The organism is Pseudomonas paraglycinae, assembly GCF_021601625.1.
GTDB classification, from domain to species: domain Bacteria; phylum Pseudomonadota; class Gammaproteobacteria; order Pseudomonadales; family Pseudomonadaceae; genus Aquipseudomonas; species Aquipseudomonas paraglycinae.
The window spans coordinates 130,940-153,629 of the sequence record NZ_BQHR01000009.1; the positions used below are offsets into that span (position 1 = coordinate 130,940).

Genomic DNA, 22,690 nt, shown 5'->3' on the forward strand with positions numbered 1-22,690 from the left:
AAGAAACCCCGCTTCGGCGGGGTTTCCTGTTTCTGGCAGCTCAAACCGATCACTCAGTAGCGCTGATATTTGGAACCGAATTCCGGGCGGTTTTCTGCGACGTACAGTTTGGTCTGTTCGGCGTTCTGTTGCAGGTTGAGGCTGCCTTTGTGTTCGGCATCGATGCTGACGGTGTCGACGTTCAGGGTGCCGGACTGGCCAATGGTCGCCGCTGCGACAACCGGGGTGCTGGCGTGTGGGGCAGCGATGGCGGAGGTGGCGCCGATCAGGGAAACGATGAAGCCGAGTGCGATGATGTCTTTCATGATGTTGCTCCAGAGAGTGGGGAGAAGATGGGGCCCACTGTAGTGCTGGAGGGTTTTGATGTGAAAACACCCTTGCGCATAGTTGTTATCGAAGGTGTTGATGCGCGATCAGCGCGGTAGGGTATTGCTCAGCCAGCGCTGGCGCAGCTTCTCCAGACGGCCGTCGGCCCGCAATGTATCCAGCGCCTGCTGCCAGCGTGCGACCTGTTTCGGATCGGTCTGCGGCGAAAACGCAATGTAGGTGTTCTGCTTCATCAACGGGATCTGGTACTGCAAGCGTCCCGGTTCCATGCCTTGTTCGCGGGCGAGGGCGGCTTTGGACCAGGTATCGGAGACCACGAAATCGGTACGCCCCAGGCTGAACAGTCGCATCATCTGCTCCGGGGTTTCCACGCCGTAGAGGTTGTTCAGGTCTTGCCCTTGCAGATAGCTGTAGACCAGCCATTTGCGCGGTACGGTGATCCGGCCCAGGTGATCGGCTTCACGCAGGCTGTGCACGGGAGGCTGGAGATTGTCGCGGGCGTATAGCGCGGTTTCGACTTCGATCAGCGGCCCGACCCATTGATAGCGATCGTCGCGCGCATCGGTACGCAGCACGGTGAATACGCCGGTGTCGGGCGTGTCGCTGGCCATGCGCAGGGCGCGCAGCAGCGGGACTTGTTGCAGATGGATGCGGTCGCCGGTCTGGGTCGCCAGAGCCTGCACCACGTCCACACCGAATCCTGCGAGCTGATTGCCTTGCATGAAATGCAGGGGCGGGTGGTTGTCGGTGAGCAGTTGCAGATCCGCCGCGGTGGCCGTCAGGGCCAGCATGGACAGCAGACAGGCGGCAAATCGTTTCATGGATCGTCCCTGAACAAATCAATCGCGCAGCTTAGTACGAGCCATGGCGGCTGTCGTGGGGAAACAGCGGGCTTTTGTGTCAGAGAACAAGGCTTATCGGTAGTGAACGCTGCGGGGGCAGAGCGCCCCCGGCAGGAATCGACAACGGCGGTACAAACGATCAGTAACGCTGGTACTTGGAGCCGAACTCGGGACGGTTCTCGGCGACCAGTACGCTGCGGGCCGAACGTTCGCGCAGTTCCTGTAAGCGATCGGCACCCCCTTCGGCGACACGTTCGCGCAGCTCTTGCAAGCGGTCCGCACCGCCCTCGGCGACGCGCTCACGCAGTTCCTGCAAACGATCCGCGCCGCCTTCAGCCACGCGTTCGCGCAGTTCCTGCAAGCGATCCGCGCCACCTTCGGCTACGCGATCCTTCTGCAGGTTTTCCGAGCCGTATTCGGCAACCAGCGGCTGGGAGCTGGCGGACGCCAGGTCGGCCAGGGCCAAACCGCTGAACAGGCTGATTGCGAGTACCAGGGATTTCGAGGACTTGAACATGGTGCTTCTCCTTGCGTTTGAGATGAGTGAACCAGTGCTTTCTGGTGGGTTCATTCAAACGCGAGGGTGTATCGCTGATATGTGGTGTTGCGGCCCGAAAACGCGGATTACGTATCTGCGCGGCGAATTTATACAGAGCGATACAAATCCGTCAGGATTCGGCGAGCATCTCCACGGCGAAGGAGAAAACATAACCCTCGTTGCGCACGGTCTTGATGTAGGTCGGCTCGCGGGAGTCGTCCAGCAGACGCTGGCGCAGGCGGCTGACCAGCAAATCGATGGAGCGGTCGAACAGGTCCGCGTCGCGACCCTGGGTCAAATTCAACAACTGATCGCGGCTGAGCACCCGTTGCGGATGATCGAGAAACACCCGGAGCAGGCGATATTCGGCGCCGCTTAGGGCGACCATGGTGTCGTCTTCATCGAGCAGGTGGCGGGCGGTGGTGTCCAGGCGCCAGCGGCCGAACGCGAGCAGGCGTCCGGTTTCGGTGATCAGCAGATTGGGCGGCAGCATTCGCGTGCGGCGCAGCACGGCGTTGATCCGCGCCAGCAATTCGCGGGCAGCGAAGGGTTTGGTGAGGTAATCGTCGGCACCCATTTCCAGGCCGAGGATGCGGTCGGTCTGGTCGTCGCGGGCGGTGAGCATCAGGATCGGGATCGCCTTGTGCTTGCCGGCGCGCAGTTCGCGGCACAGCACCAGCCCGTCATCGCCGGGGAGCATGATGTCGAGCACGATCAGGTCGACCGTGTTGGCTTCCAGAAAGCTGCGCATCTGCCGGCCATCGGCGACCACGGTGCTGCGCAGGCCGTTCTTGGTCAGGTAATTGCCGACCAGCTCGCGGATCTCGCGGTCATCGTCGACGATCAGGATGTGGTTGATGTGATCCATGGTTCGCTCTTTTTATAAGGAGTGCCCGAAGCGTTGCGCTTCGGGCACTGGTCGCTTCTAGTCAGGACACCACGCGATAGCACGGCACATACGCCGCGCCGCCCGGCAGTTTCATCCGGTGCTGGGCGACGAAGGCTTTGAGCAGCAGATCGAGGGGCTGCATGATCGCGGCGTCGCCACGGATCTGATACGGCCCGTGTTCCTCGATCAGGCGGATGCCCTTGTCCTTGACGTTGCCGGCGACGATCCCGGAGAACGCGCGGCGCAGGTTGGCCGCCAGTTCATGGGGCGGCTGATCGCGGTGCAGCTTGAGGTTGGCCATGTTTTCGTGGGTCGGATCGAACGGGCGCTGGAAGCCTTCGTCGATCTTCAGCAGCCAGTTGAAGTGGAACGCGTCGGCGCGTTCGCGGCGGAACTGCTTCACGGCCTTGAGCCCCGCCGTCATCTGCCGCGCCACTTCGGCCGGGTTGTCGATGATGATTTCGTAGTGCTTCTTCGCCGCTTCGCCGAGGGTGGCGGTGACGAAGGCGTCCAGTTGTTCCAGGTACGGCGCGGCGTGTTTCGGCCCGGTCAAAATCACCGGGAACGGCAGGCCGGCGTTGTCCGGGTGCATCAGGATGCCCAGCAGGTACAGGAACTCTTCGGCGGTGCCGGCGCCGCCCGGGAAGATGATGATGCCGTGGCCGACGCGGACGAAGGCTTCCAGGCGTTTTTCGATGTCCGGCAGGATCACCAGTTCGTTGACGATCGGGTTCGGCGCTTCGGCAGCGATGATGCCCGGCTCGGTCAGGCCGAGGTAACGGCCACCGTGAATCCGCTGCTTGGCGTGGGCGATGGTCGCGCCTTTCATCGGGCCTTTCATCACGCCCGGGCCGCAGCCGGTGCAGATGTCGAGGCTGCGCAGGCCCAGTTCGTGGCCGACTTTCTTGGTGTATTTGTATTCTTCGGTGTTGATCGAGTGGCCGCCCCAGCACACGACGATTTTCGGCTCGACGCCCGGACGCAGGGTGCGCGCGTTGCGCAGCAGGTGGAAGACGTAGTCGCTGATGCCTTGGGAGGTGCTGAGGTCGATGCTCAGGGCATCGAGTTCGTTTTCGGTGTAGACGATATCGCGCAGGGCGCTGAACAGCATTTCCCGAGTGCTGGCGATCATTTCGCCGTCGACGAAGGCGTCGGCCGGGGCGTTCAACAGCTCCAGGCGCACACCGCGATCCTGCTGGTGGATGCGGATTTCGAAGTCCTTGTAGGCTTCAAGAATGGTTTTTGCGTTGTCGACATGGGCGCCAGTATTGAGGATGGCCAGGGCGCACTGGCGAAAGAGGGTGTAGGTGCTGCCGGTTCCGGCCTGGCTCAGTTGCTGAACTTCACGTTGGGAAAGGGTTTCGAGGCTGCCTTTTGGGCTGACCGAGGCATTGATTACGTGTCGTTGGGTCATGCAGTGATCCTTAAAACGATGTCATTGCCGGCATGGCCAATGGCATCCGAATAGTGTGTATCCATGAATGAAGATGGCACGATCTGCGTGGTATCGCCATGTCCCCGTTGGACTTTGAAAAGATGAAAAGGAGCTCCAGCATAGCTAAATCCGCCTCAGAGGCGATAATGCGCCGGCCTCTTTTTATTTCAAGCCATGGAAGCCTGTCGCGATGTTCGAGATTCAACCGATCAATGCCATCACTTATCGCCAGCAGACCCGGCGCAGCACGCTGATCATCGCGGTGCTGTTTCTGGTGCTGGCGATGGCGTTTTCGACGGCGGCGGTGGCGCTGTTCGGCGAACCGGGCGGGGATAACCTGCGGTTCAATGTCGGCGGGGTATTTGGCGCATTTCTGCTGACAGCGGCGTTGCTGCGCGGGCGTTTCTGGAACCAGACCTGGATGGCCCCGGCGGTGTACGGCTGGCGGCTCAAGCGCAGCCTGATGAGCGTCACCAATGTGATGCATCAGGTGACGGCGGCGGTGGAGAAGGGTGATCCGGTGGCGATGAAGGTGCTGCGTTTCTATCACCTGGGGCTGACCCAGATGCATGAACTGGACGGTAACTCCAGCGATCACGCGCAATTGCACCGGGAAGTCGAAACACACAAGACGCGGATGGAGGCGCTCGGTCTGGATACCGATCAGACGCGCCTCGATCCGGCCTGGCTGGAAACCTTGAAAGCGCGTTAAAACGGAATGCGCGCGCCGCGCCGCAGTTTCCAGCGGCGAATCAGGCGCCCGTACACCAGCAGGTTGACCACCAGCACCACGCTGCCCAGCACCAACTGAATCTGCGGGGTCAGCCCCGCCGGGTAGATGATCGGCCAGATGTAATGTTCGATGAATCCGCCGGCGTATTCGGTCTGCCCGGCGGCGTGGCGCATCAGGTTTTCCCAATAGGTCAGCGGACAGGTCAGGTGCAACACCTCGACCGCCACGCCCCAGGCCGCCGCCGGTAAATGCAGCCACATCAGCCGCGGCCACTTGAGCACCAGCAGCCCGCCGAACAGCACGAACAGAATGAACAGCAAATGAAACAGCACCAGCCCGTCGGCGGCTATTCGATACAGCATGTCGTCTCCCTGACGCGTGTGTGAATGGTTGCCATGTTACGCCGGTAAATGACTGACGGAAGGATTTGCGCCAACTGCGCAAGATTGTTCAAGCCATGAACGGGCGTTTGCTGGCAGAGTCCGGGGCCTTGTCTCACGGTTGAAGCGTGTTATGTCTGACTCATTAATGCCGCGCAGTGCCTTCCTTCGCGGAGCCGCGGCGATCATACCGTTATCGCTGGCGACCGCGCCGTGGGGGCTGCTGGCCGGCTCCATGGCGATCGAAGCCAACCTCACACCGCTGCAAGGGCAGGGCCTGTCGAGCATCGTGTTCGCCGGCGCTGCGCAATTGGTGGCGATCGGCATGCTCAAGGGCGGCGCGGGGATTTTCTCGATTCTGCTGACCACGCTGCTGCTGACTTCGCAGCATCTGCTTTATGGAATGAGCATGCGCCACGTGATTTCGCCGTTGCCGGGGCGCTGGCGTATCGGTCTGGGCTTTTTGCTCACTGATGAACTGTTCGCTCTGACCAGTCAGCATGATCGTCAGCAGTTCAACCGCTGGTACGCCTTGGGCGTGGGTCTGACGTTTTACATCGCCTGGAACCTCTTCACCCTGGCCGGCATCGTGCTCGGCAGCAGCATTCCGGGGCTTGAGCATCTGGGGCTGGACTTCTCGATTGCCGCGACCTTCATTGCCCTGATCACCCCGGTGGTGCGCAATGTGCCGACGGTGGTCTGCGTGGCGGTGTCGCTGTTCTGCTCGGTGCTGTTCAGCTACTGGCAATGGGGTTCGGCGCTGGTGCTGTCGGGCCTGGCCGGCATGACCGCCGGGTTTATCTGCAACAAGCTGTATCGGGAGCGCACATGATGGTCTGGGCAGTGATTTTCGGCATGGGGATTCTGGTGTTCCTCAACCGTTACGTGTTTCTCGAACCGCGCCTGCCGGTGCGTTTGAGCAGTAACGCGCGGCAGTTTCTCGGGTTTGCCGTGCCGGGCATGTTGACCGCGATTTGCGGGCCGATTGTATTCATGCCGGACAAACAACTGAATCTGCAGTGGGATAACCCTTATCTGCTGAGCTCACTAGTGGCAATCGGTCTGGTGATCTACACGCGTAATACATTGCTTAGCATGCTATTGAGCATGGCGTTCTTCTTTCTATTGCGCTGGTGGCTTTAAGTTCTACGCTTAATGGATGAATTCCATTAGCGAGGTGAACATGGCAACCGAGCAGAAACGTCCCGAAAAAGATGACGAGCCGAGCGAAGAAGAGATCGAGCGGGAGAAACACAAGGAGCAGACCTGGAAGCATGACGACAGCCGCGAGTTGTCCGACCGTGATCAGGAACGCCCGCTGAAACCCTGAACGCCACAACGAAAAAGCCCCGCGATTGCGGGGCTTTTTCGTTTCATCAAAGATCGTCCAGCTGCGTGAAATCGGGGTGGGAGGCCCGATAACCCAAGGTCTTGTCGATCCAGGCATTCAGCTCGTTGACCATCACCGGCGGGTGGCAGGGATAGTTTTCGAGTGTGGCGCGCAGGATGCGGTCGATATCGGGTACGTCACGCAGGTTTCGAGTCTTTATGTAGTGGCCGATAAAACAGTCGAGTTGAAAGCGTTCTGTCGTGGACAGATGAATACACTCCAGGCCTGTGACCTGTTTGATTGCAAAATCGTCGCGCAACTTAGTTCTCTGCAAGGCTTGTTAAGTTTGTGGGGTATTCCTGGTTTTGCTGACTCTTTGGTCAACTGGTATGCCAAAAGGAAATGCGGCGCGCATGCTATCCGTAGTGTTTGTAAATGTATGTATGACGGTTGAAATGTCAGACAGGCGGTTAGTTCAATCAAACGACTGTTTATGTTGAATGTTTCGCGTTTGAAACACCGGGTGTAACGCGCAGGATTCAATTCGTGAATTCCTGCTCTTGATAACGCACCGCATCGGCATTTATTTACGTCACCGCTTCAATCAATTCAGACCCCTGATTGCGGGAGTTGCCCACCGCTTTGCCGACTTTGTGCCATTGGAACGCTTCGCTGGGTTCGGCTTCAAACAGCAGCATCTGCTCGGCGCGCTCGGTGGGCGTGGCGGGATCGAGCCATTCCTGTACCCGATCGGCGTGCAGCACAATCGGGCGACGGTCATGCACATCGAGCAAGCCACCTTCGCTGTCGGCGGTGATGATGACGAAGCCGTCGTCTTCCCGTGGAGGTTCGCCGGGTATCGGAAACTGGCCGATGGCGGCGCAGAACACCGGTTGATGGTCGGCGCGACGAATCAGCCACGGCTGTCGGCTCTTGTCGGGTGCATCGACCCACTCGAACCAGTTGTCGACCGGCACGATCAGTCGATGGCGCCAGATCGCTCGAAAGAACGGCCCGTGGGCGACTTTTTCCACCCGCGCGTTGATTGGCGCAGCGCGATCCTTGGCCCAGTGCGGGCGCCAGCCCCAGCGCAGATTGTCGGCGTATAGCCGTTGTCGGTGCTGATGGAGGATCGCCAGTGACGTGGTGGGCGCAGCGTTGTAATGCGCCAGCGGTGCGTCGCCGACGTGATTGATCAGCGCATCGGGAATGCTCAGCACCGCGACGAAATCGTGGATGCCACGGTATTGCGACAGTCTTCCGCACATCGGCCGATCCTCCGGCGAACCAGCTGCCTGAAGGCTTCAGTTTAGTTGCACGGTTCAATCCTTGCTGCCCTGGCCGGTGAAGGCGTCGCGCCAGACCAGCCAGCGGCGTTCCAATATGGCCAGCAGGCCATCGCTGAGTTTGCCGAGCAGTGCCAGGACGATGATCGCGGCCAGCACGATGTCCGGTCGCGAAGTCTCGCGACCGTCACTGAGCAGGTAACCCAGCCCTTTGGTCGCCGCGATCAGTTCGGCCGCCACCAGAAACATCCACGACAGGCTCATGCCGCTGCGCAATCCGGTAAACAGACCGGGCAGGGCAGCTGGCAACAGAATCCGTCGCACCAGTTGCAGCGGACTGAAACCGTAGATATGCCCGACCTCCACCAGTTTGCGGTCGATGTTGCGAATCGCCGCGACCACGTTGACGTAAACCGGGAAGAACGCGCCGATGGCGATCAGGACGATTTTCGAGGTCTCGTCGATCCCCAGCCACAGCAACAACAGCGGCACCCAGGCCAGGCTGGGAATCGAACGCAGCGCGGCGAAGGTCGGTTCCAGATAGGCCTCGGCTTCGCGGCTGAGGCCGACCCATGCGGCGAACACCAGCGCCAGACTCGCGCCGATGGCAAACCCCAGCAGCACGCGAATCAGACTGGCGCCGATGTGTTTCCACAAGGCACCTTCGGCCAGATCTGTAAGGGTCAGGGCAATCTCGCTCGGCGCCGGCATCTGGTAGGACGGCAGCCAGCCGATGCGTACGATAAATTCCAAGGCGATCACGATCAGCAATGGCAGGGCCAGGCCCTTAAGGCGCCGGCGCCAGAGCGGATTCAGCAGTGGGAGTTTTCGCCGTGGTGCCGACAAGGCGAGGCGGGCGGGCAAGTCGTTGCTCATGGACGGTTCTCCGCTCACGACAAATCCGCGACGGGCGCGGACTTGTCATGAGCCTGATCGGTTACTGGGCGGCGGCGACTTGCTGGAAACCGGTGTCGATCAACTGATCGATGACCTGGTCGACATTCACTCCACGGCGCACCAGTTCTTCGGAGACCAGAATCGGCGCGGCGGCTTTCGAGGCCAGCACGTCCCTGGTGGTCAGTTGCGGGCTGCTCAGGTCGGTGCGCGACAGTTGCAGTTTGGCCACGTCCAGCGGCAGGCCGGATTCGCTGGCGAGCAACTTGGCCAATTCTTCGGGGTTCTTCACCGACCACTCGCGGGCCTGCTCATAGGCCTTGATCACGGTGTCGATGGTTTGCGGGTGTTGCTTGGCGTATTGCTCGGTAACGCTGACCACGCCGTAGCTGTTGAAGTCGCGATTGCGGTACAGCAGGCGCGAACCGGCCTGCACCTGGCTGGCGGCCATGTGCGGATCGAGGCCGGCCCAGGCGTCGACATCGCCTTTCTCCAGCGCGGTGCGGCCGTCCGGGTGTTGCAGGTGCACCAGTTCCACATCGTCCTTTTTCAGCCCGGCCTGTTGCAGGGTGCGCAAGGTGAACAGGTACGGATCGGTGCCTTTGGTAGCGGCGATTTTCTTGCCCTTGAGGTCGGCGACGGACTGGATCGGCGAGTCCTTGCGCACCACCAGCGCGGTCCATTCGGCGCGGCTGTAGACGTAGACCGATTTGATCGGGCTGCCATTGGCGCGGCTGAGCACGGCAGCGAGGCTGGCCGACGAGGCGAAATCCACGCCGCCGCTGTTGAGGTACTCCAGCGAGCGGTTGCTGCCCTGGCTCAGCACCCAGCTGACTTTGCTCTGGGGCAAGGCTTTTTCCAGGTAGCCCAGATGTTTGAGCGCCAGGCTGACCGGCGAGTAATAGGCGTAATCCAGATGCACTTCGGCCGGCGGCGCTTCGGCAGCGTGGGCGAAAGGGTGCAGGCTCAGGGCGACTGCGCAGGCCGCGAGCAGCGTTTTGACGCGGGAAAACGGTAAGAGGGATTTCATGGGCACGCTCCGGCAAGGCAACAGATTCTTATGTCCAAAAAGATATTTTTATCGAATGCTTCCTGCATGAATGGAATATTGCAGGCTCTGTGCCATGTGCGCGTTGTCCCGTATTTACGGGGTTTGACGCCGGTTTTTCAGGTCGGAAGTGTTGCAGGGAAAACACTGTGCCGAGCCACTGTTGCTCGGCCAACAGTGCGGCGGGAAGGTGCTGAGCTTATGCGGAAATCGAATTTAAAATCTGATTTGTAAGAGCGTTATGGTCTATAAAAATCCCTCTGCAGGACTCGCCATGAAGCTCTCACGTTTCCTACGCGCCGCGTTGACCAGCGCACTGTTTGCCACGCCATTGACCTACGCTGCCGAACCCTTGGTCCTGCACGTCGGCGACCAGAATTACTACAACATCCGCGCGTCCATAGAGGCGTCCGGCGTGTTGAAGGACGCGCCTTACACGGTCGACTGGAAACACTTCCAGGCTGCCGCGCCATTGGCCGAGGCGTTGCAGACCGGATCCCTGGATCTGGGTTTCCTGGGGGATTCGGGGTTTCTGTTTCTGGCTGCCAAACAGGCGCCGGTGAAACTGATCGGGGTGTCGCGACAGAACCCGGACACCATCGCCCTGTTGGTGCCCAAGGATTCTCCGGTGAAAACCATCGAGGACCTGAAGGGCAAAAAAGTCGCCTACTGGCCGGGTGCCTGGAGTCAGCAATTGACCTTGCGGGCACTGGAGCAGGGCGGTTTGCCGGAGAACTACGTCGACTTCGTCAAGCTGATGCCGATCGATGCAGCGGCGGCGCTACCGCAAGGCAGCATCGATGCGTTCCCGGTCTGGGAACCCTACATTTCCCAGCAGATCGTGTTCTCCGGTGCGCGGCCGATTCTCACCGCGAAAAACCTGATGCCGGGTTTGAGCGCGATTGCGGCGTCGGCGCCATCCATCGACAGCAAACGCGAAGCGATCGCCGATTTCCTCGGGCGCCTGAAGCAGGCCCGGGCCTGGGTCGACAGCCACACCGACGAATACGCCGACCTGTGGGCGAAGAAAGCCAACCTCGATCAGCAGGTTTCGCGGCACTGGTTGCGCCAGGCGCACATGACGGTCGGCCCGGTGGATCAGCAGGCCGCCGCCGATCTGCAAAGCACCGCCGACTTCCTGTTCAAGGTCAAGGCGCTGCCGGCTCCGCTGGCCACGGCGGGGATCATCGACAGCTCGTTTCAACAGGCACTGGCACGCTGAGCGAGCGCCGGAACCAAACCCTGTGTATCTTTATCCAACCTCGGCCCATCTCAATGGGTCGCAGGGAGGCAGCAGCGGCGAAGGAGTTTTGCCAATCGACAACATGACCGCAACGGTCGGGCTCAAGGCAAAACATGACACAGTGGTTCAAGCTTTTCTGCGCGATGGCGGTGGCCGTCGGGCTGGCCGGGTGCATCGCCGCTCCCATTGAAATGACCGCGCAGACAGAAGCCCGGCTCAAAGAGCAGGCGCCTGTGCGCTTTCTGTTGACCTTCGATGACGGGCCCAGCGCTTCCAGTTTTTTCAATCCCACCGACACCGTGCTCGACAGCCTCAAGGACAACCCGCTGCAACCGGGGATCAAAGCGGTGTTTTTCGTCCAGACCCGCGCGCCGCGAGCGGGCAACAGTGAGATCGGCCGGCAGGTGATGCGCCGCGAGCACGCTGAAGGGCACATTCTGGGCTTTCACACTGCGACCCATTGGCACACCAATCATCGATTGCTCGACCCGGATGAGCTCGAAACCACGTTGACCAACGGCTCGGCGGACATCGCGGCGATCACCGGCGCGCCGCCAACATTGCTGCGTCCGCCGTTCTGGAACTACGACAAACGCACCTTCGCCGCCTATCAGCAGCACCACATGCAGGTTTTGCTGACTGACCTGAGCGCCAACGACGGCAAGATCTGGGGCTTCAACGCCAGCCCCCGGCGGCGGGCGAACATGCTGCGTCAGCTGTCGGAAGTCCGGGAACGGATTGCCCTCGGTGAATTGCCAACGGTGGACGGGGTGATTCCGGTGGTGGTGACCTTCCACGATCTCAACCGCTACACCGCCCGCCATACCCGCGAGTACTTGCAGATTCTGCTCGACAGCGCCGCCGCCACCGGCGTGCGACTGGCGGACAAACCGTTCTATGAGGATCGCGCAGCACTGGAAAAAGCCGCGCTGGCGCGCACGGTGGGCGAGTCGTCGAAACCGGTGAATCTGCCGGGGATCTGGAACTGGATTTGGGACCATGACGCCCATTGAGAGCGGCGACTTGAAGATGTGAAGCGGTTGGCAAATTTTGCGGGTGTCGGTGAGAGCAAGGCGACAAAAGCTCATCTATGCTCATCGGGTTGCCCGAGCCAACGCCTGTGAGGCGTGCCCCCATGATTGCCATTACCGACATTTGCCGCATCGTCGAATCCGGCTTCTCGCCGCTGTATTGCGATTGCACCGAAACGGCGCAGGGACTCTTGCAGATCAAGGTTTACGAACCCGACAGCGGGCGGGTCAACCTGTTGCTCAACGGGGTGTCCCCGGAGCATCTGGTCACCATTCGTGACATCTCCAATTTCATCGGTGAACTGCGCACGGAAATGAGCGCCGGTCGCCGGGCGTTCGCCGGCTGAGGGTCAAAGGCGTCGCTGAAAGGCGCGGACGATGCTCAGCGTGGCGTCACTGACGTTCAGATTCTGCACCGCATCCAGCGGGTGCCAGAGACAGTCGACGATTTCATTCAGCGGGCGAACCTGATCGATGTTCAGCACCGATGCCTCGTAGACGTGGTGGCGGGTGCTGCCGTTCTGCAATTCCATCAGATAAAGCATGTCATCGCTGTCCAGCCCGGTTTCCTCCTTGAGTTCTCGGACGGCGGCTTGCGCGCGGGTTTCTCCCGGTTCGACGGTGCCCCCCGGAAGCGTCCAGCGGCACCTGGGTTTGCGCACCAGGAGAATGTGTCGATCCTGTTCGCAGATGACGGTTGCTCGTACTTTCATGTTTTACCCGATTGCCGGTTGTCATAAATTTGTCATGAATTAGCAATATTTGGGCCGCTACCGGTTTAGAGCTTCTGAGTGCCTGGAAGCGGCAAAAGTGCCGGAGACTTGACGCGGCCGCGGTGCGACGTTCGGTCGGCACGGCGGTGCATTGCGGGTGTAAGGTGAAAAAGTTCGTTACCAGACAGGAGGTGCCTATGAGCATGGCGATGCTGAACAAAATGCACATGAATGGCTACGACGTACTCAGTGTGAACAACGGCCCGTGGCGGGTCTGCACGCAGGGTGACCGGCTCGCTTCGTTTGCCAGTCGCGAGGAAGCGCTGGCGTACGCCGCAGCGCTGCCGGGATACAAAAGCCGCGCACGCGGCCGCAAGACAGACTGAAGGTCTGTGAAGAAAAAGCCCCGGATGTCCGGGGCTTTTTGTTGTGGACCGGGTGGGTTTCAGTGGACTTTGGTTCGGCTGATGGCGCGGGCTTTCACTTCCCGGGCATACAGTTGCAGGCGTTCTTCATCGCTTTGCAGCACTTCGCAGGATCGCAGTACCGCCTGGGCGTCCGCCTCGTTGCCCGACTGACGCAGTTGCTCGGCGATGCGCTTGAGGTCCACCGCCGACCATCTCAGGTCCGATGCCACGCTTTGCAGGTCACGCTGAAGTTCGTGTTCGTATTCATTGAGCCGCATGATCACCTCCGGAACATTCTCGGTAAAACAGAGTAGCCGCATTTTTCCGGTGTGGGGCAAGGTCTTCTGTCGGTGAGCTGAATGGCCCGGTTTTCGGGGAGTACTGGCAGAGCGCTACGATGGATGTCCGAACAGTTACAGGGTACATTTGCGTTTTTTCAGATGAAGGAATCACTATGCGGATGTTGATCGGAGGGATGCTGATGGCGGCATTGGCCGGTTGTTCGTTGCCTGCGTCACTGGTGCCGGGCGAGCCGAATGTCAGCAAGACCAGCGACAAGACTCCCAAGGACTACGCCGCATGTGTATTGCCGCTATGGCAGCAGGACGTTGCCAAGACGTCCCAGACAGCGATTTCAAATGGCTACCGGATCACCGCGCCGAGCATCGTCACCGCCGACGAGATTCTCGATGTGGTCAAGTACAAGGACGGCAGCCGCGTTTCCCTGTACCAGGGGCCGCCGTGGGCGAAGTCCGGGTCGTTGCGCAAAGCGGTGCGCGACTGCCTGTAATGGCGAAATAAAAAAGCAGAAACCGGAGATCGGTTTCTGCTTTTTTTTGCCTGCTGATCGGGCTCAGTCCGAGATGTCGGTGAGCGGAATGCCCGCGCCACCGGTTTTCTTTTCCCGGCGATCCTGCATCCAGTCTTCCACTTGGCTATTGAAGCCCGCCGGCGCCTTGCGCCCGACCTTTCTGGCGATGTCGAGGATGGTCTGCTGGGCGAGGGCTTCTTCCATGCGCTTTTGCGCGGTCATCATCGCGGCGTGAATCGAGCAGGTGCCGTCCAGCGCCCAGTCCGGCGGGGAGCCGTCGAACAGCGCGCAGCGTCCGCGAATGTCCCGGCATTCGAAAATGTTCTTGGGACCATCGATGGCATTGACGATGTCGAGCAGGGTGATTTCGTCCGCCGGACGCGCCAGAGTGAAGCCGCCGCGCACACCGCCGGTGGATTCCACCAGTTTGCCTTTGGCCAGTTTGGTGAAGATCTTCGCCAGGTAATCCAGCGGCACCCCTTGCAGCTCTGCCAGGTCACGCACGCTGGCTTCACGACTGTCACCGCCGCTGCCCACCAGAAAGGCCAGGCAGTGAATGCCGTACTCGACCCCCGCACTGTAAAGCGACATAACTATCTCCGACTGTATTTGTCGCCGATGTTATCAGGGTTGTTCGTGGCAAACAATTCGGGAACGCTTTGGTTTTTTGGCTATGAGGATCCCGTTTTTCTTGGTTTTCAGCTAAATCAACGAGTTAAAGAGGGTGGCTCAGTTCAATCTGAGCTATCGAAGTTTTCGATGCTAATCATCACAAAATCTGACTTGTTGGATCTAAAGGCGACCAATAGAGTCGCCGTTATCCGGTGAGCAGCCTTCCGCGTTCTTGAAAAATACAGCCGAGTCCGCTCCCGATGATGTGAATCCTTCAACCTCATTCAGTGACTTGGCTTCGTGCCTGGAGAGAACAATGAAACAGCACATTCTGGTAATCGGCGCAGGTTTCGGTGGCATGTGGACGGCGTTGAGCGCCACGCGTCTGGTCGACATTCACAATCGGGACAACATCGACGTGACCGTGTTGGCGCCGCAGGCCGAGCTGCGCGTTCGTCCGCGTTTCTACGAGCCGAATGCCCACACACTGGCAGCACCGCTGGGCGATCTGTTCGACGCGGTCGGCGTCAACTTCATCAAGGGCGCGGCGAACACCATCGACGTACAGACGAAAACCGTGGGCTACACCGACGCAGCCGGTGCGCAGCAGGTGTTCAACTACGACAAACTGGTACTGGCCTCCGGCAGCGGCCTGGCCCTGCCGGACACCCCGGGCGTGGCGCAATACGCGTTTGACGTCGACCAGATCGAAGCCGCCATTCGCCTGGAAAACCACCTCGATTCCCTGATCGGTCAGCCTGAAAGCCAGGCACGCAACACCGTGGTCGTCGCTGGCGGTGGTTTCACCGGTATTGAAACCGCCACTGAAATGCCGGCGCGTCTGCGGGCTGTGCTGGGCGCTGATGCCAAGGTTCAAGTGATCATCGTTGACCGTGGGCAGAAAGTCGGCGCTTCCATGGGCGAAGCCATCAGCGTGTCGATTGCTGAAGCTAGCGAAGAGTTGGGCGTGGAGTGGCGACTGGGTGTGTCGGTGCTGTCGGTCGATGAAAACGGCGTGACCCTGTCGGACGGCCAGCGCATCGAGGCAAAAACCGTGGTCTGGACCACCGGTGTGCGCGCCAGCTCCCTGACCGAACAGATTCCTGCCGAGCGTGATCGCCAGGGCCGTCTGCACGTTGATGCCAACCTGAAAGTCATCGGCCAGGACGACATCTTCGCCACCGGCGACGTGGCTTACGCGGCCACCGACGATGTCGGCAACTTCGCCCTGATGACCTGCCAGCACGCGATTTCCCTCGGTCGTCACGCCGGCAACAACGTCGCGGCGCAGATTCTGGGTGTCGACCCGACGCCGTACAGCCAACCGAAGTACGTGACCTGCCTCGACCTCGGCGCCTGGGGCGCGGTGTACACCGAAGGCTGGGATCGTCAGGTGAAACTGGTCAAGGAAGAGGGCAAGTCGCTCAAGACCCAGATCAACACCCAGTGGATCTACCCGCCGGCGGCTGACCGCGCGAGCGCGCTGGCGGCTGCGGATCCGATGATTCCCGTGGTCGCGTAAAACGACGTGTCGCAGACAATCCCGCCCGGTTGACGCTGGGCGGGATTTTTTTCGTTCAGATTCCGCAGACCTCTCCGGTAAGTACCACCCGACCGAACTCGGCGTTGGTCTCCTGAGGTGTGATGGCGAGCAACTGGTCGAGGCGAATTTCCTGTTGCGCGCCCAGTTGTTCGATCACCAGAAATTCTTCTTTGTCACTGCTGGTTCGCGTGGTCACGGCCCGGGCCATCAGCCGCTGACCGTCGATCAGCTCGATGTCCAGCTGATAGCCGCGCAGGCAGGCGATTTCCAGGTAGTCGTGCAGATCACAGTTCAACGGCTGATAACGGGTCATGGCGTTACTCCTCGAAACCTTGCAGGGTGATGATGAAATAGCCGTCTTCGGCGATGGCCTTGGCGACCTGCGGATTGGCCGGCTCGCTGTGGCAGAACAGACACTGGCTCTGGGAAATGTCTTCGTCCTGCAAGCCGTTGTCCATCAGGAACTGCCGAGCGTAGGCTTTCGCTGCTTCGGCTTCGCGATCGGTCAGCACGTCGAAATGAAGATAGCGGCCATCTTTGGTGCGCACGTGGGTATCGAATACTTTGACGAACATTATTGGCTCTCCTGCATTTTCCAGGTGCCGGGCAGCGAGAGGTTGCCCGAGGCGATGTCGTAGACGCTGCTGACACACAGCAGCGGGTTGTGCAGGTCGGCATTGACCTTCAGCGCTGCGGTGACGCCGTCATAGTTGAAGCTTTGCGGGAAACCGACGGCAGCCAGCGGCACGCGGATCTGCGCGGCGTTCTGTTTCACACTCAGGTCGTAGCCGGGGGAGTCGATGTAAATCGGCGCGCCGGGCCAGGTCGCGGGCAGTTTCGGTTTGGCGTCCTTGGGGATGTCGCGCACTTTCAGGCCACCGGGGCCGCAGCTTTCATCCTTGCTCAGAACCACCCAGTGCGAGTGCCAGAGGCCACCATCGTTGTCCTTCTTGCCATCCTTGTTTTCATCCAACTGCGGGGTGTCATCGAAGTCCGGATGCGAGGTCAGAGCGAGGGCGAGAATGCCTGAGTTCGCTTCAAAACCGACGGCGCCGCTGTCGAGGCTGGTGGGCCAGACGTAGCTGTAGACCTCGGCGCCGGCGAATGAACCCTTGGCGGTCGGCACGCGGCTGCCGGCCTTGCCATCGACCAATTGTTCGAAGACCAGGGTGTTGCCGTCCTTGAAAACACGGGTGTGGACCAGATCGAACGCGGCGTCGGTTTTACCGGGTTCGCTGTGAATGCCTTCAGGTCCGTGGGCCCAGGCTTGTGTTGCCAGAAGCGTGCTGATGGTCAATGCCAATGCGCTTTTCATGGAATGCCTCGATGTGCGTTTAAGTTTCGAATCGACACCGCAATCCTAAGGTGGCACTGTTTTTTGTCAATAAGGTTTTTAAACGATACTATTTATCGATCCCATTGAAACAGGCGATGACCGTGTTGTTTGACCTGCTGGAAAGATTGTCGAGCCTGACCCGGGTGTGGTTTCGCGAGCACCCGCTGCTGGCCGAACTGCAACCGATTCAACTCAGCGCGCTGCTGTACCTGGCGCGGTGCAACCGCTATTCGAATACGCCGCTGGCGGTTACCGATTATCTGGGCCTGACCAAGGGCACCGTGTCGCAGTCGCTCAAGGCGCTGGAGACCCATGGTTTTCTGACCAAGGTTCCGGACGCCCGAGACAAGCGCAGCGTGCATCTGGAACTGACGACCACTGCGCGCGAACTGATCGACGCAGTGATGCCGCCGGAATTCCTGAGCAATGCCGCGCAACGCATGGGCGCGCGTGCCGGCGATCTGGAAGGCTTGTTGCTGGAGTTGCTGCGCAACATTCAACGCAGCGAAAACGTACCCAGTTACGGGCTTTGCCGGACTTGTCGCTTCCACCAGACATCGACTGCCGGCGCCGTCTGCGGATTGACCGGCGAAGCGTTGGCCCCGCCGGAAATCGAACTGATCTGTCGCGAGCATCGGTTACCTGAAGAAATCCCTGTTTGATCTTCTTTGTGCCACGGCTGTGACTAATCCTCACGGCTCCCTGTTTTCTCTACGATGCGTAATGCCCCGTGACACTTGATCGCAAGCGTCTTTCCAGCGTGCACTAGGCTTTGAATGCCGGCCCATTACGGGCCGGCATTGCTGTTTCTGGAGGATTGTTTTTGATTCAAGGAGCGACCGATCATGGATGATCTGGTGAAAGAAGTGATTCCGCTGTTGCAGTACCTGATCCCGGGGTTTGTCTCGGCCTGGATTTTCTACACCCTGACGGCGTTCAAACGGCCGGATACGTTCGGGCAGATTGTGCAGGCGTTGATTTTCACGTTTGTGATTCACGGGATGGTGTTGGGGGTTGGAGCGGTTTGTGTGTGGGTGGGGGAGAAGGGGTTTTCTGTAGGGAAGTGGGATGCGAAGGCTGAAGCGTTGTGGGCATTTTTTGCATCGCTGGTACTCGGGTTGTTGGCCTGTTGCCTGTCAGCGAATGGCAAGTTACATGGTTGGTTGCGCAGCAGAAACGTCACGAAACAATCTTCCTACCCCGGTCAATGGTTCAGCGCATTTGCGAAATATGATCGCGTTATCACCCTGCATTTGGATGATGAAAGGCGCGTTCTAGGGTGGCCGGTTGACTGGCCACCCGAGTCAACCAGCGGGCAGTTTGTGATGCAGTATCCCTGCTGGATCAACGAGGATGGAACGGAGGTGCCTATTAGTGCGGAATTTTTGTTGATAGATTCCACAAGGGTTAAATGGGTTGAATTCAGCCCTGTATCAGAGGGTTCATCATGACCGCCAGGGCATCACAACCAATACCGCCACATATAAAGCGTCTTTTTGTAGGGCCGGACGGAAAGCGGCTGGAGAAACCATTGATCGAGGCATCAAAGGCACCTCCTCCGCCGAAGTACCCTCCATATCCTCATACCCATTCCTAGCCCCATCCATCCTTCACCGCCCGGCGAATGCCCTCCAGCAACATCGCAAACGCCGGGTTGTCGTTGTTCTCCCGCCAGATCAGATGCAGCTCGCTCTCAACCCCTTCGCCCAGATCGATCTCGCGAAACACCACACTCCTGAACACCACACTGGTCGCGCAACGCGGCACCAGCGCCAGGCCCATGCCCGCATTGACCAGCGCCAGAATCGTCAGCGAAGACCCCAGCCATTGCACGTAATCCGGAGCGACCCGGGCGGAGCGCAGCATGCCGGTGAGCAATTCGTTGAACGGCGGATAGGCCGCGTGGGAATACATCAGGAAGGGTTGCCCATCCAGATCCTTCACTGAAACGTCGTCTGCCTCCGCCAGTCGATGGCCGCTCGGCACCGCCAGCACAAACGGCTCGCGCACCAGGCATTCGGTGGCGTAACCCGGCTCGAGCAACGGCGCGCGGACGATGCCCAGGTCGATGCGACGGGCACGCAGAGCTTCGTGTTGCTGATAGGTGTTCATTTCAGTCAGGTCGATCTTCACCTGCGGCTGCTTGAGGCGCGCCTCGGCGATGACCTTGGGCAGAAATTCGTACACCGCGCTGCCGACAAAACTGATGTTCACCGAACCGATATCGCCCTCGGCAAAGCGCCGGGCGGTGACGGCAGCCTGTTGCGCGCGTTCGAGCAGATTCTGCGCTTCGATGAAAAACGCCCGGCCGGCGGCGGTGAGCGCGACACTGCGCGTGCTGCGGGTAAACAGTTCGACGCCCAGATGATGTTCCAGTAACTGGATCTGCCGGCTGAGTGGCGGCTGGGTCATGTTCAACCGCTCGGCGGCGCGGCGGAAGTTGAGTTCGGTGGCGACGGTGGTGAAGCAGCGCAGTTGGGTCAATTCGAACATTGATCTAATCCAGGTATCAATCGAATGCCAGGTTAGATTAGACGGGATCAATTGCCCCGTCCATGATCGCTCTACGCCTGAACAGGCCTTCCCTACAAAAACAAAGATCGGGAGTCGCCCCTTGAAAACCCTCCAGAGTCCGCCAGACATCACGGTACTCGCCCGCGCCACCGCCAAGGTCAAGCGCCATGTGCTGCCGTTGTTCGTGGTGATGTTCATCGTCAACTACATCGACCGGGTCAACATCGGTTTTGTGCGCAGTCATCTGGAAACCGATCTGGGTATCGGTGCTGCCGCCTATGGCCTTGGCGCCGGTCTGTTTTTCATCGGTTACGCCTTGTTTGAAGTGCCGTCCAACATGCTTCTGCAACGCTACGGCGCCCGCGTCTGGCTGACGCGGATCATGTTCACCTGGGGCGCAGCGGCGATGGCCATGGCGTTCGTCAAAGGCGAAACCAGTTTCTACGTGCTGCGCTTCATCCTGGGCGCTGCCGAAGCCGGGTTCTTCCCTGGAATCATCTATTACTTCACCCAATGGCTGCCGGCCTCGGAGCGCGGCAAGACCATGGCGGTGTTTCTCAGCGGTTCGGCGATTGCTTCGGTGATATCCGGCCCGGTGTCCGGCGCGCTGTTGCATATCAGCGGTCTGGGCCTGCACGGCTGGCAATGGATGTTCCTGATCGAAGGCGCCGCGTCGGTGGTGCTCTGCGGGTTTGTCTGGTTCTGGCTGCAATCCCATCCGCGCCAGGCCAAGTGGCTGAGCGAGGAGGAGCGTGAAGCGTTGGTGGCAGCAATCGCCGAAGAACAACGTGCCCGTGAAGCAACTCACGTCGCCAAACCATCGATGTTCAAATTGCTGGCGGACCGGCAGATCGCGCTGTTCTGCTTCATCTACTTTTCCATCGCCCTGACCATTTACGGCGCCACCTTCTGGCTGCCGAGCATGATCAAGAAAATGGGCAACCTCGGCGATTTCCAGGTCGGACTTCTCAACTCGGTGCCGTGGATCATTTCCATCGTCGCGATGTACGGCTTTGCGGCGCTGGCCGGCAAGTGGAAATTCCAGCAGGCCTGGGTCGCGCTGACCCTGGTGATCGCTGCGTTCGGCATGTTCATGTCCACCACTGGCGGGCCGATTTTCGCCTTCGTCGCGATCTGTTTTGCGGCCATCGGTTTCAAGGCGGCTTCGGCGCTGTTCTGGCCGATTCCGCAAAGCTATCTGGATGCGCGCATCGCGGCGGCGGTGATCGCGCTGATCAACTCCATCGGCAATCTGGGTGGCTTCGTTGCGCCGACCGCGTTCGGTTTTCTGGAGCAGACCACCGGCTCCATCGAGGGCGGCCTGTATGGTCTGGCCGCAACTTCGCTGGTGGCAGCAGTGGTGATTTTCTTCGCCCGCATGGCGCCCGGCACCAAAGGCAAAACCCCGGCAAAGCCTGAACCCGAGACCGCCGTTGCGCCGACGGCCAATCCGGTGGCGAGCCACTGATTCCGACTCAACAGGAGCGTCATTTTGAAAATTACTCGTGTCACCGTCACTCCGATCGCTTTCCGTGATCCGCCGCTGCTCAACGCCAGTGGCATCCACGAACCGTTTGCCCTGCGCTCGATCATCGAGATCGAGAGCGACAACGGTTACATCGGCCTCGGCGAAAGCTATGGCGATGCCCCGGCGCTGGCGATCCAGCAACAGTTGCAATCGCAGTTGATCGGCCTCGATCCGTTCAACCTCAGTCAGCTGCGTCGCATCGTTCAGGCCACGGTCGCTGCCAACAAACCAACCAGTCTGGCGGGTGCCGAACTGGCGCCCGGTTCCCACGCCAGCAAGGCCGTCAGTAACGCGTATTCGGCATTCGAAGTGGCGTTTCTCGACTTGCAGGCGCGCTATTTGAATGTGCCGTTGGTGGACCTGCTGGGCGGGGCGGTGCGTGATGAAGTGCCGTTCAGCGCCTACCTGTTTTTCAAGTATGCGCAGCACGTTGATTCACCGTACAAACCGGACAACTGGGGCGAGGCGCTGAACGAACAGCAGATCGTCGCCCAGGCCGCGCGAATGATCGAGGCTTATGGCTTCAAGAGCATCAAGCTCAAGGCCGGCACGCTGCCGCCGGAGCACGAAGTGGCGTGCATCAAGGCGCTGAAAAAGGCCTTTCCCGGTTATCCGCTGCGCATCGATCCCAACGGCAACTGGTCGCTGGAAACCTCGATCCGCATGGCCGAGTTGCTGGGTGATGACCTGCAGTATTACGAAGACCCGACCCCGGGCCTCGAAGGGATGGCCGAACTGCACAAACGCACCGGGCTGCCGCTGGCGACCAACATGGTGGTCACCGATTTCGACGAATTCCGCCGTAGCGTCGCGTTGAACAGCGTGCAGATTGTCCTCGCCGATCACCATTACTGGGGCGGCCTGCGCGACACCCAAACGCTGGCGAAAATGTGCGACACCTTCGGTCTCGGCGTGTCGATGCATTCCAACTCACATCTGGGCATCAGCCTGATGGCGATGGCTCACGTGGCGGCCGCCGTGCCGAATCTGGATTACGCGTGCGACACCCATTACCCGTGGCAGGAACCGGATGAAGAAGTGATCAAGGGCGGCAAGCTGCCGATCGTCGATGGCTGCGTGAAGATCACGCGTGCACCGGGCCTGGGGCTGGAACTGGATCACGATCAACTGGGCAAGCTGCATGACCAGTACCTGACCTGCGGCATTCGCCAGCGCGATGATGTGCGGCAGATGCAGCGCTACAAACCTGACTGGAAAGCGCTGAAGCCGCGGTTCTGATCGAGCAAAAC

General features: G+C 59.9%; 31 protein-coding genes. 14 read left to right on the forward strand and 17 right to left on the reverse strand.

Annotation, left to right across the window (positions count from 1 at the left end; translation table 11 throughout):
- Nucleotides 1–53 precede the first annotated feature (53 nt).
- The 5 genes from L6D82_RS15335 to ppnN form a co-directional block, all read right to left on the reverse strand.
- Nucleotides 54–305 (reverse strand): hypothetical protein, encoded by a 252-nt coding sequence (locus L6D82_RS15335; protein WP_236190166.1) that lies wholly within the window; start codon nt 303–305, stop codon nt 54–56.
- A gap of 108 nt (nt 306–413) precedes the next feature.
- Nucleotides 414–1,148: a substrate-binding periplasmic protein gene (locus tag L6D82_RS15340; RefSeq protein WP_236190169.1), complete on the reverse strand. Its 735-nt coding sequence runs from the start codon at nt 1,146–1,148 to the stop codon at nt 414–416.
- Between the two features lie 160 nt (nt 1,149–1,308).
- Nucleotides 1,309–1,686 carry a hypothetical protein gene (locus tag L6D82_RS15345; RefSeq protein WP_129973452.1) on the reverse strand — a complete coding sequence of 126 codons (378 nt, stop codon included), beginning with the start codon at nt 1,684–1,686 and terminating at the stop codon, nt 1,309–1,311.
- 151 nt (nt 1,687–1,837) lie between these two features.
- Nucleotides 1,838–2,575: a response regulator gene (locus tag L6D82_RS15350; RefSeq protein ID WP_039766999.1), complete on the reverse strand. Its 738-nt coding sequence runs from the start codon at nt 2,573–2,575 to the stop codon at nt 1,838–1,840.
- Nucleotides 2,576–2,636: 61 nt separating this feature from the next.
- Nucleotides 2,637–4,010, reverse strand: a complete 1,374-nt coding sequence (gene ppnN / locus L6D82_RS15355) for a nucleotide 5'-monophosphate nucleosidase PpnN (protein WP_039766997.1) — start codon at nt 4,008–4,010, stop codon at nt 2,637–2,639.
- A gap of 211 nt (nt 4,011–4,221) precedes the next feature.
- Between ppnN and L6D82_RS15360 the strand changes: the two genes are divergently transcribed.
- Nucleotides 4,222–4,743, forward strand: a complete 522-nt coding sequence (locus L6D82_RS15360) for a DUF3087 domain-containing protein (RefSeq protein ID WP_236190172.1) — start codon at nt 4,222–4,224, stop codon at nt 4,741–4,743.
- On the opposite strand, the gene L6D82_RS15365 is transcribed toward L6D82_RS15360, so the two are convergent.
- Entirely contained in the window at nt 4,740–5,126 is a 387-nt protein-coding gene (locus L6D82_RS15365) for a DUF2784 domain-containing protein (RefSeq protein ID WP_236190175.1), read from the reverse strand. The two genes, L6D82_RS15360 and L6D82_RS15365, sit on opposite strands and share 4 nt — an antisense overlap.
- A gap of 151 nt (nt 5,127–5,277) precedes the next feature.
- On the opposite strand from L6D82_RS15365, the gene L6D82_RS15370 reads away from it, so the two are divergent.
- The 3 genes from L6D82_RS15370 to L6D82_RS15380 are packed head-to-tail and all read left to right on the forward strand — an operon-like array spanning nt 5,278 to nt 6,474.
- On the forward strand, nt 5,278–5,976 hold the full coding sequence (locus L6D82_RS15370; protein ID WP_236190178.1) for an AzlC family ABC transporter permease: 699 nt from the start codon (nt 5,278–5,280) through the stop codon (nt 5,974–5,976).
- Entirely contained in the window at nt 5,976–6,287 is a 312-nt protein-coding gene (locus L6D82_RS15375) for an AzlD domain-containing protein (RefSeq protein ID WP_164872179.1), read from the forward strand. The genes L6D82_RS15370 and L6D82_RS15375 overlap by 1 nt, the downstream gene beginning before the upstream one ends.
- 40 nt (nt 6,288–6,327) lie before the next feature.
- Nucleotides 6,328–6,474: a hypothetical protein gene (locus tag L6D82_RS15380; protein WP_165369550.1), complete on the forward strand. Its 147-nt coding sequence runs from the start codon at nt 6,328–6,330 to the stop codon at nt 6,472–6,474.
- Nucleotides 6,475–6,520: 46 nt separating this feature from the next.
- Here L6D82_RS15380 and L6D82_RS15385 read toward each other — a convergent pair whose 3' ends face one another.
- The 4 genes from L6D82_RS15385 to L6D82_RS15400 all read right to left on the reverse strand — a co-directional run bounded on the left by L6D82_RS15385 (nt 6,521) and on the right by L6D82_RS15400 (nt 9,684).
- A complete protein-coding gene (locus tag L6D82_RS15385; protein WP_085605099.1) occupies nt 6,521–6,793 on the reverse strand; it encodes a hypothetical protein in 273 nt (90 codons plus the stop codon).
- A 268-nt stretch (nt 6,794–7,061) separates the two neighbouring features.
- Nucleotides 7,062–7,742, reverse strand: a complete 681-nt coding sequence (locus L6D82_RS15390; protein ID WP_102687080.1) for an SOS response-associated peptidase — start codon at nt 7,740–7,742, stop codon at nt 7,062–7,064.
- 54 nt (nt 7,743–7,796) lie between these two features.
- Nucleotides 7,797–8,636, reverse strand: a complete 840-nt coding sequence (locus L6D82_RS15395) for an ABC transporter permease (RefSeq protein ID WP_011334671.1) — start codon at nt 8,634–8,636, stop codon at nt 7,797–7,799.
- Between the two features lie 61 nt (nt 8,637–8,697).
- On the reverse strand, nt 8,698–9,684 hold the full coding sequence (locus L6D82_RS15400; RefSeq protein WP_102717559.1) for an aliphatic sulfonate ABC transporter substrate-binding protein: 987 nt from the start codon (nt 9,682–9,684) through the stop codon (nt 8,698–8,700).
- 292 nt (nt 9,685–9,976) lie between these two features.
- On the opposite strand from L6D82_RS15400, the gene L6D82_RS15405 reads away from it, so the two are divergent.
- From L6D82_RS15405 to L6D82_RS15415, 3 genes are all read left to right on the forward strand, one after another.
- Nucleotides 9,977–10,924: an ABC transporter substrate-binding protein gene (locus L6D82_RS15405; protein ID WP_011334669.1), complete on the forward strand. Its 948-nt coding sequence runs from the start codon at nt 9,977–9,979 to the stop codon at nt 10,922–10,924.
- A 134-nt stretch (nt 10,925–11,058) separates the two neighbouring features.
- A complete protein-coding gene (locus L6D82_RS15410; protein WP_236190180.1) occupies nt 11,059–11,958 on the forward strand; it encodes a polysaccharide deacetylase family protein in 900 nt (299 codons plus the stop codon).
- Between the two features lie 122 nt (nt 11,959–12,080).
- Entirely contained in the window at nt 12,081–12,323 is a 243-nt protein-coding gene (locus L6D82_RS15415) for a DUF1652 domain-containing protein (RefSeq protein WP_007950507.1), read from the forward strand.
- Nucleotides 12,324–12,326: 3 nt separating this feature from the next.
- Here L6D82_RS15415 and L6D82_RS15420 read toward each other — a convergent pair whose 3' ends face one another.
- Complete coding sequence (locus tag L6D82_RS15420; protein WP_085602944.1) at nt 12,327–12,689, reverse strand: NUDIX hydrolase; 363 nt, start codon at nt 12,687–12,689, stop codon at nt 12,327–12,329.
- A 197-nt stretch (nt 12,690–12,886) separates the two neighbouring features.
- Between L6D82_RS15420 and L6D82_RS15425 the strand changes: the two genes are divergently transcribed.
- Nucleotides 12,887–13,075, forward strand: a complete 189-nt coding sequence (locus L6D82_RS15425; protein WP_085602946.1) for a DUF2188 domain-containing protein — start codon at nt 12,887–12,889, stop codon at nt 13,073–13,075.
- Between the two features lie 59 nt (nt 13,076–13,134).
- Here L6D82_RS15425 and L6D82_RS15430 read toward each other — a convergent pair whose 3' ends face one another.
- Nucleotides 13,135–13,374: a hypothetical protein gene (locus L6D82_RS15430; protein WP_007950501.1), complete on the reverse strand. Its 240-nt coding sequence runs from the start codon at nt 13,372–13,374 to the stop codon at nt 13,135–13,137.
- Between the two features lie 176 nt (nt 13,375–13,550).
- Here L6D82_RS15430 and L6D82_RS15435 point away from each other — a divergent pair, with 176 nt between their 5' ends.
- A complete protein-coding gene (locus tag L6D82_RS15435; RefSeq protein WP_041475321.1) occupies nt 13,551–13,886 on the forward strand; it encodes a hypothetical protein in 336 nt (111 codons plus the stop codon).
- 63 nt (nt 13,887–13,949) lie between these two features.
- Here L6D82_RS15435 and L6D82_RS15440 read toward each other — a convergent pair whose 3' ends face one another.
- Nucleotides 13,950–14,498: an RrF2 family transcriptional regulator gene (locus L6D82_RS15440; RefSeq protein ID WP_007950499.1), complete on the reverse strand. Its 549-nt coding sequence runs from the start codon at nt 14,496–14,498 to the stop codon at nt 13,950–13,952.
- Between the two features lie 337 nt (nt 14,499–14,835).
- On the opposite strand from L6D82_RS15440, the gene L6D82_RS15445 reads away from it, so the two are divergent.
- Nucleotides 14,836–16,041 carry an NAD(P)/FAD-dependent oxidoreductase gene (locus L6D82_RS15445; protein WP_102717556.1) on the forward strand — a complete coding sequence of 402 codons (1,206 nt, stop codon included), beginning with the start codon at nt 14,836–14,838 and terminating at the stop codon, nt 16,039–16,041.
- Between the two features lie 55 nt (nt 16,042–16,096).
- Here the strand turns inward: L6D82_RS15445 and L6D82_RS15450 are convergent, their stop codons facing one another.
- The 3 genes from L6D82_RS15450 to L6D82_RS15460 are packed head-to-tail and all read right to left on the reverse strand — an operon-like array spanning nt 16,097 to nt 17,377.
- Entirely contained in the window at nt 16,097–16,375 is a 279-nt protein-coding gene (locus L6D82_RS15450; protein ID WP_102717555.1) for a Rho-binding antiterminator, read from the reverse strand.
- A gap of 4 nt (nt 16,376–16,379) precedes the next feature.
- Complete coding sequence (locus L6D82_RS15455; RefSeq protein ID WP_007950496.1) at nt 16,380–16,637, reverse strand: DUF2024 family protein; 258 nt, start codon at nt 16,635–16,637, stop codon at nt 16,380–16,382.
- Nucleotides 16,637–17,377 (reverse strand): hypothetical protein, encoded by a 741-nt coding sequence (locus tag L6D82_RS15460; RefSeq protein WP_102717554.1) that lies wholly within the window; start codon nt 17,375–17,377, stop codon nt 16,637–16,639. Before L6D82_RS15460 ends, L6D82_RS15455 begins: the two co-directional genes overlap by 1 nt.
- Nucleotides 17,378–17,493: 116 nt before the next feature.
- Here L6D82_RS15460 and L6D82_RS15465 point away from each other — a divergent pair, with 116 nt between their 5' ends.
- Both L6D82_RS15465 and L6D82_RS15470 read left to right on the forward strand, forming a co-directional pair.
- Nucleotides 17,494–18,060, forward strand: coding sequence for a MarR family winged helix-turn-helix transcriptional regulator (locus L6D82_RS15465; protein WP_102717553.1), 567 nt, complete (start codon nt 17,494–17,496; stop codon nt 18,058–18,060).
- A gap of 183 nt (nt 18,061–18,243) precedes the next feature.
- Nucleotides 18,244–18,849 carry a DUF6338 family protein gene (locus L6D82_RS15470; protein WP_236190190.1) on the forward strand — a complete coding sequence of 202 codons (606 nt, stop codon included), beginning with the start codon at nt 18,244–18,246 and terminating at the stop codon, nt 18,847–18,849.
- Between the two features lie 142 nt (nt 18,850–18,991).
- Here L6D82_RS15470 and L6D82_RS15475 read toward each other — a convergent pair whose 3' ends face one another.
- On the reverse strand, nt 18,992–19,891 hold the full coding sequence (locus tag L6D82_RS15475; protein ID WP_236190192.1) for a LysR family transcriptional regulator: 900 nt from the start codon (nt 19,889–19,891) through the stop codon (nt 18,992–18,994).
- Nucleotides 19,892–20,012: 121 nt separating this feature from the next.
- Here L6D82_RS15475 and L6D82_RS15480 point away from each other — a divergent pair, with 121 nt between their 5' ends.
- Nucleotides 20,013–21,380: an MFS transporter gene (locus tag L6D82_RS15480; RefSeq protein ID WP_236190194.1), complete on the forward strand. Its 1,368-nt coding sequence runs from the start codon at nt 20,013–20,015 to the stop codon at nt 21,378–21,380.
- 24 nt (nt 21,381–21,404) lie between these two features.
- On the forward strand, nt 21,405–22,679 hold the full coding sequence (locus tag L6D82_RS15485) for a glucarate dehydratase family protein (RefSeq protein WP_236190196.1): 1,275 nt from the start codon (nt 21,405–21,407) through the stop codon (nt 22,677–22,679).
- Nucleotides 22,680–22,690 lie beyond the last annotated feature (11 nt).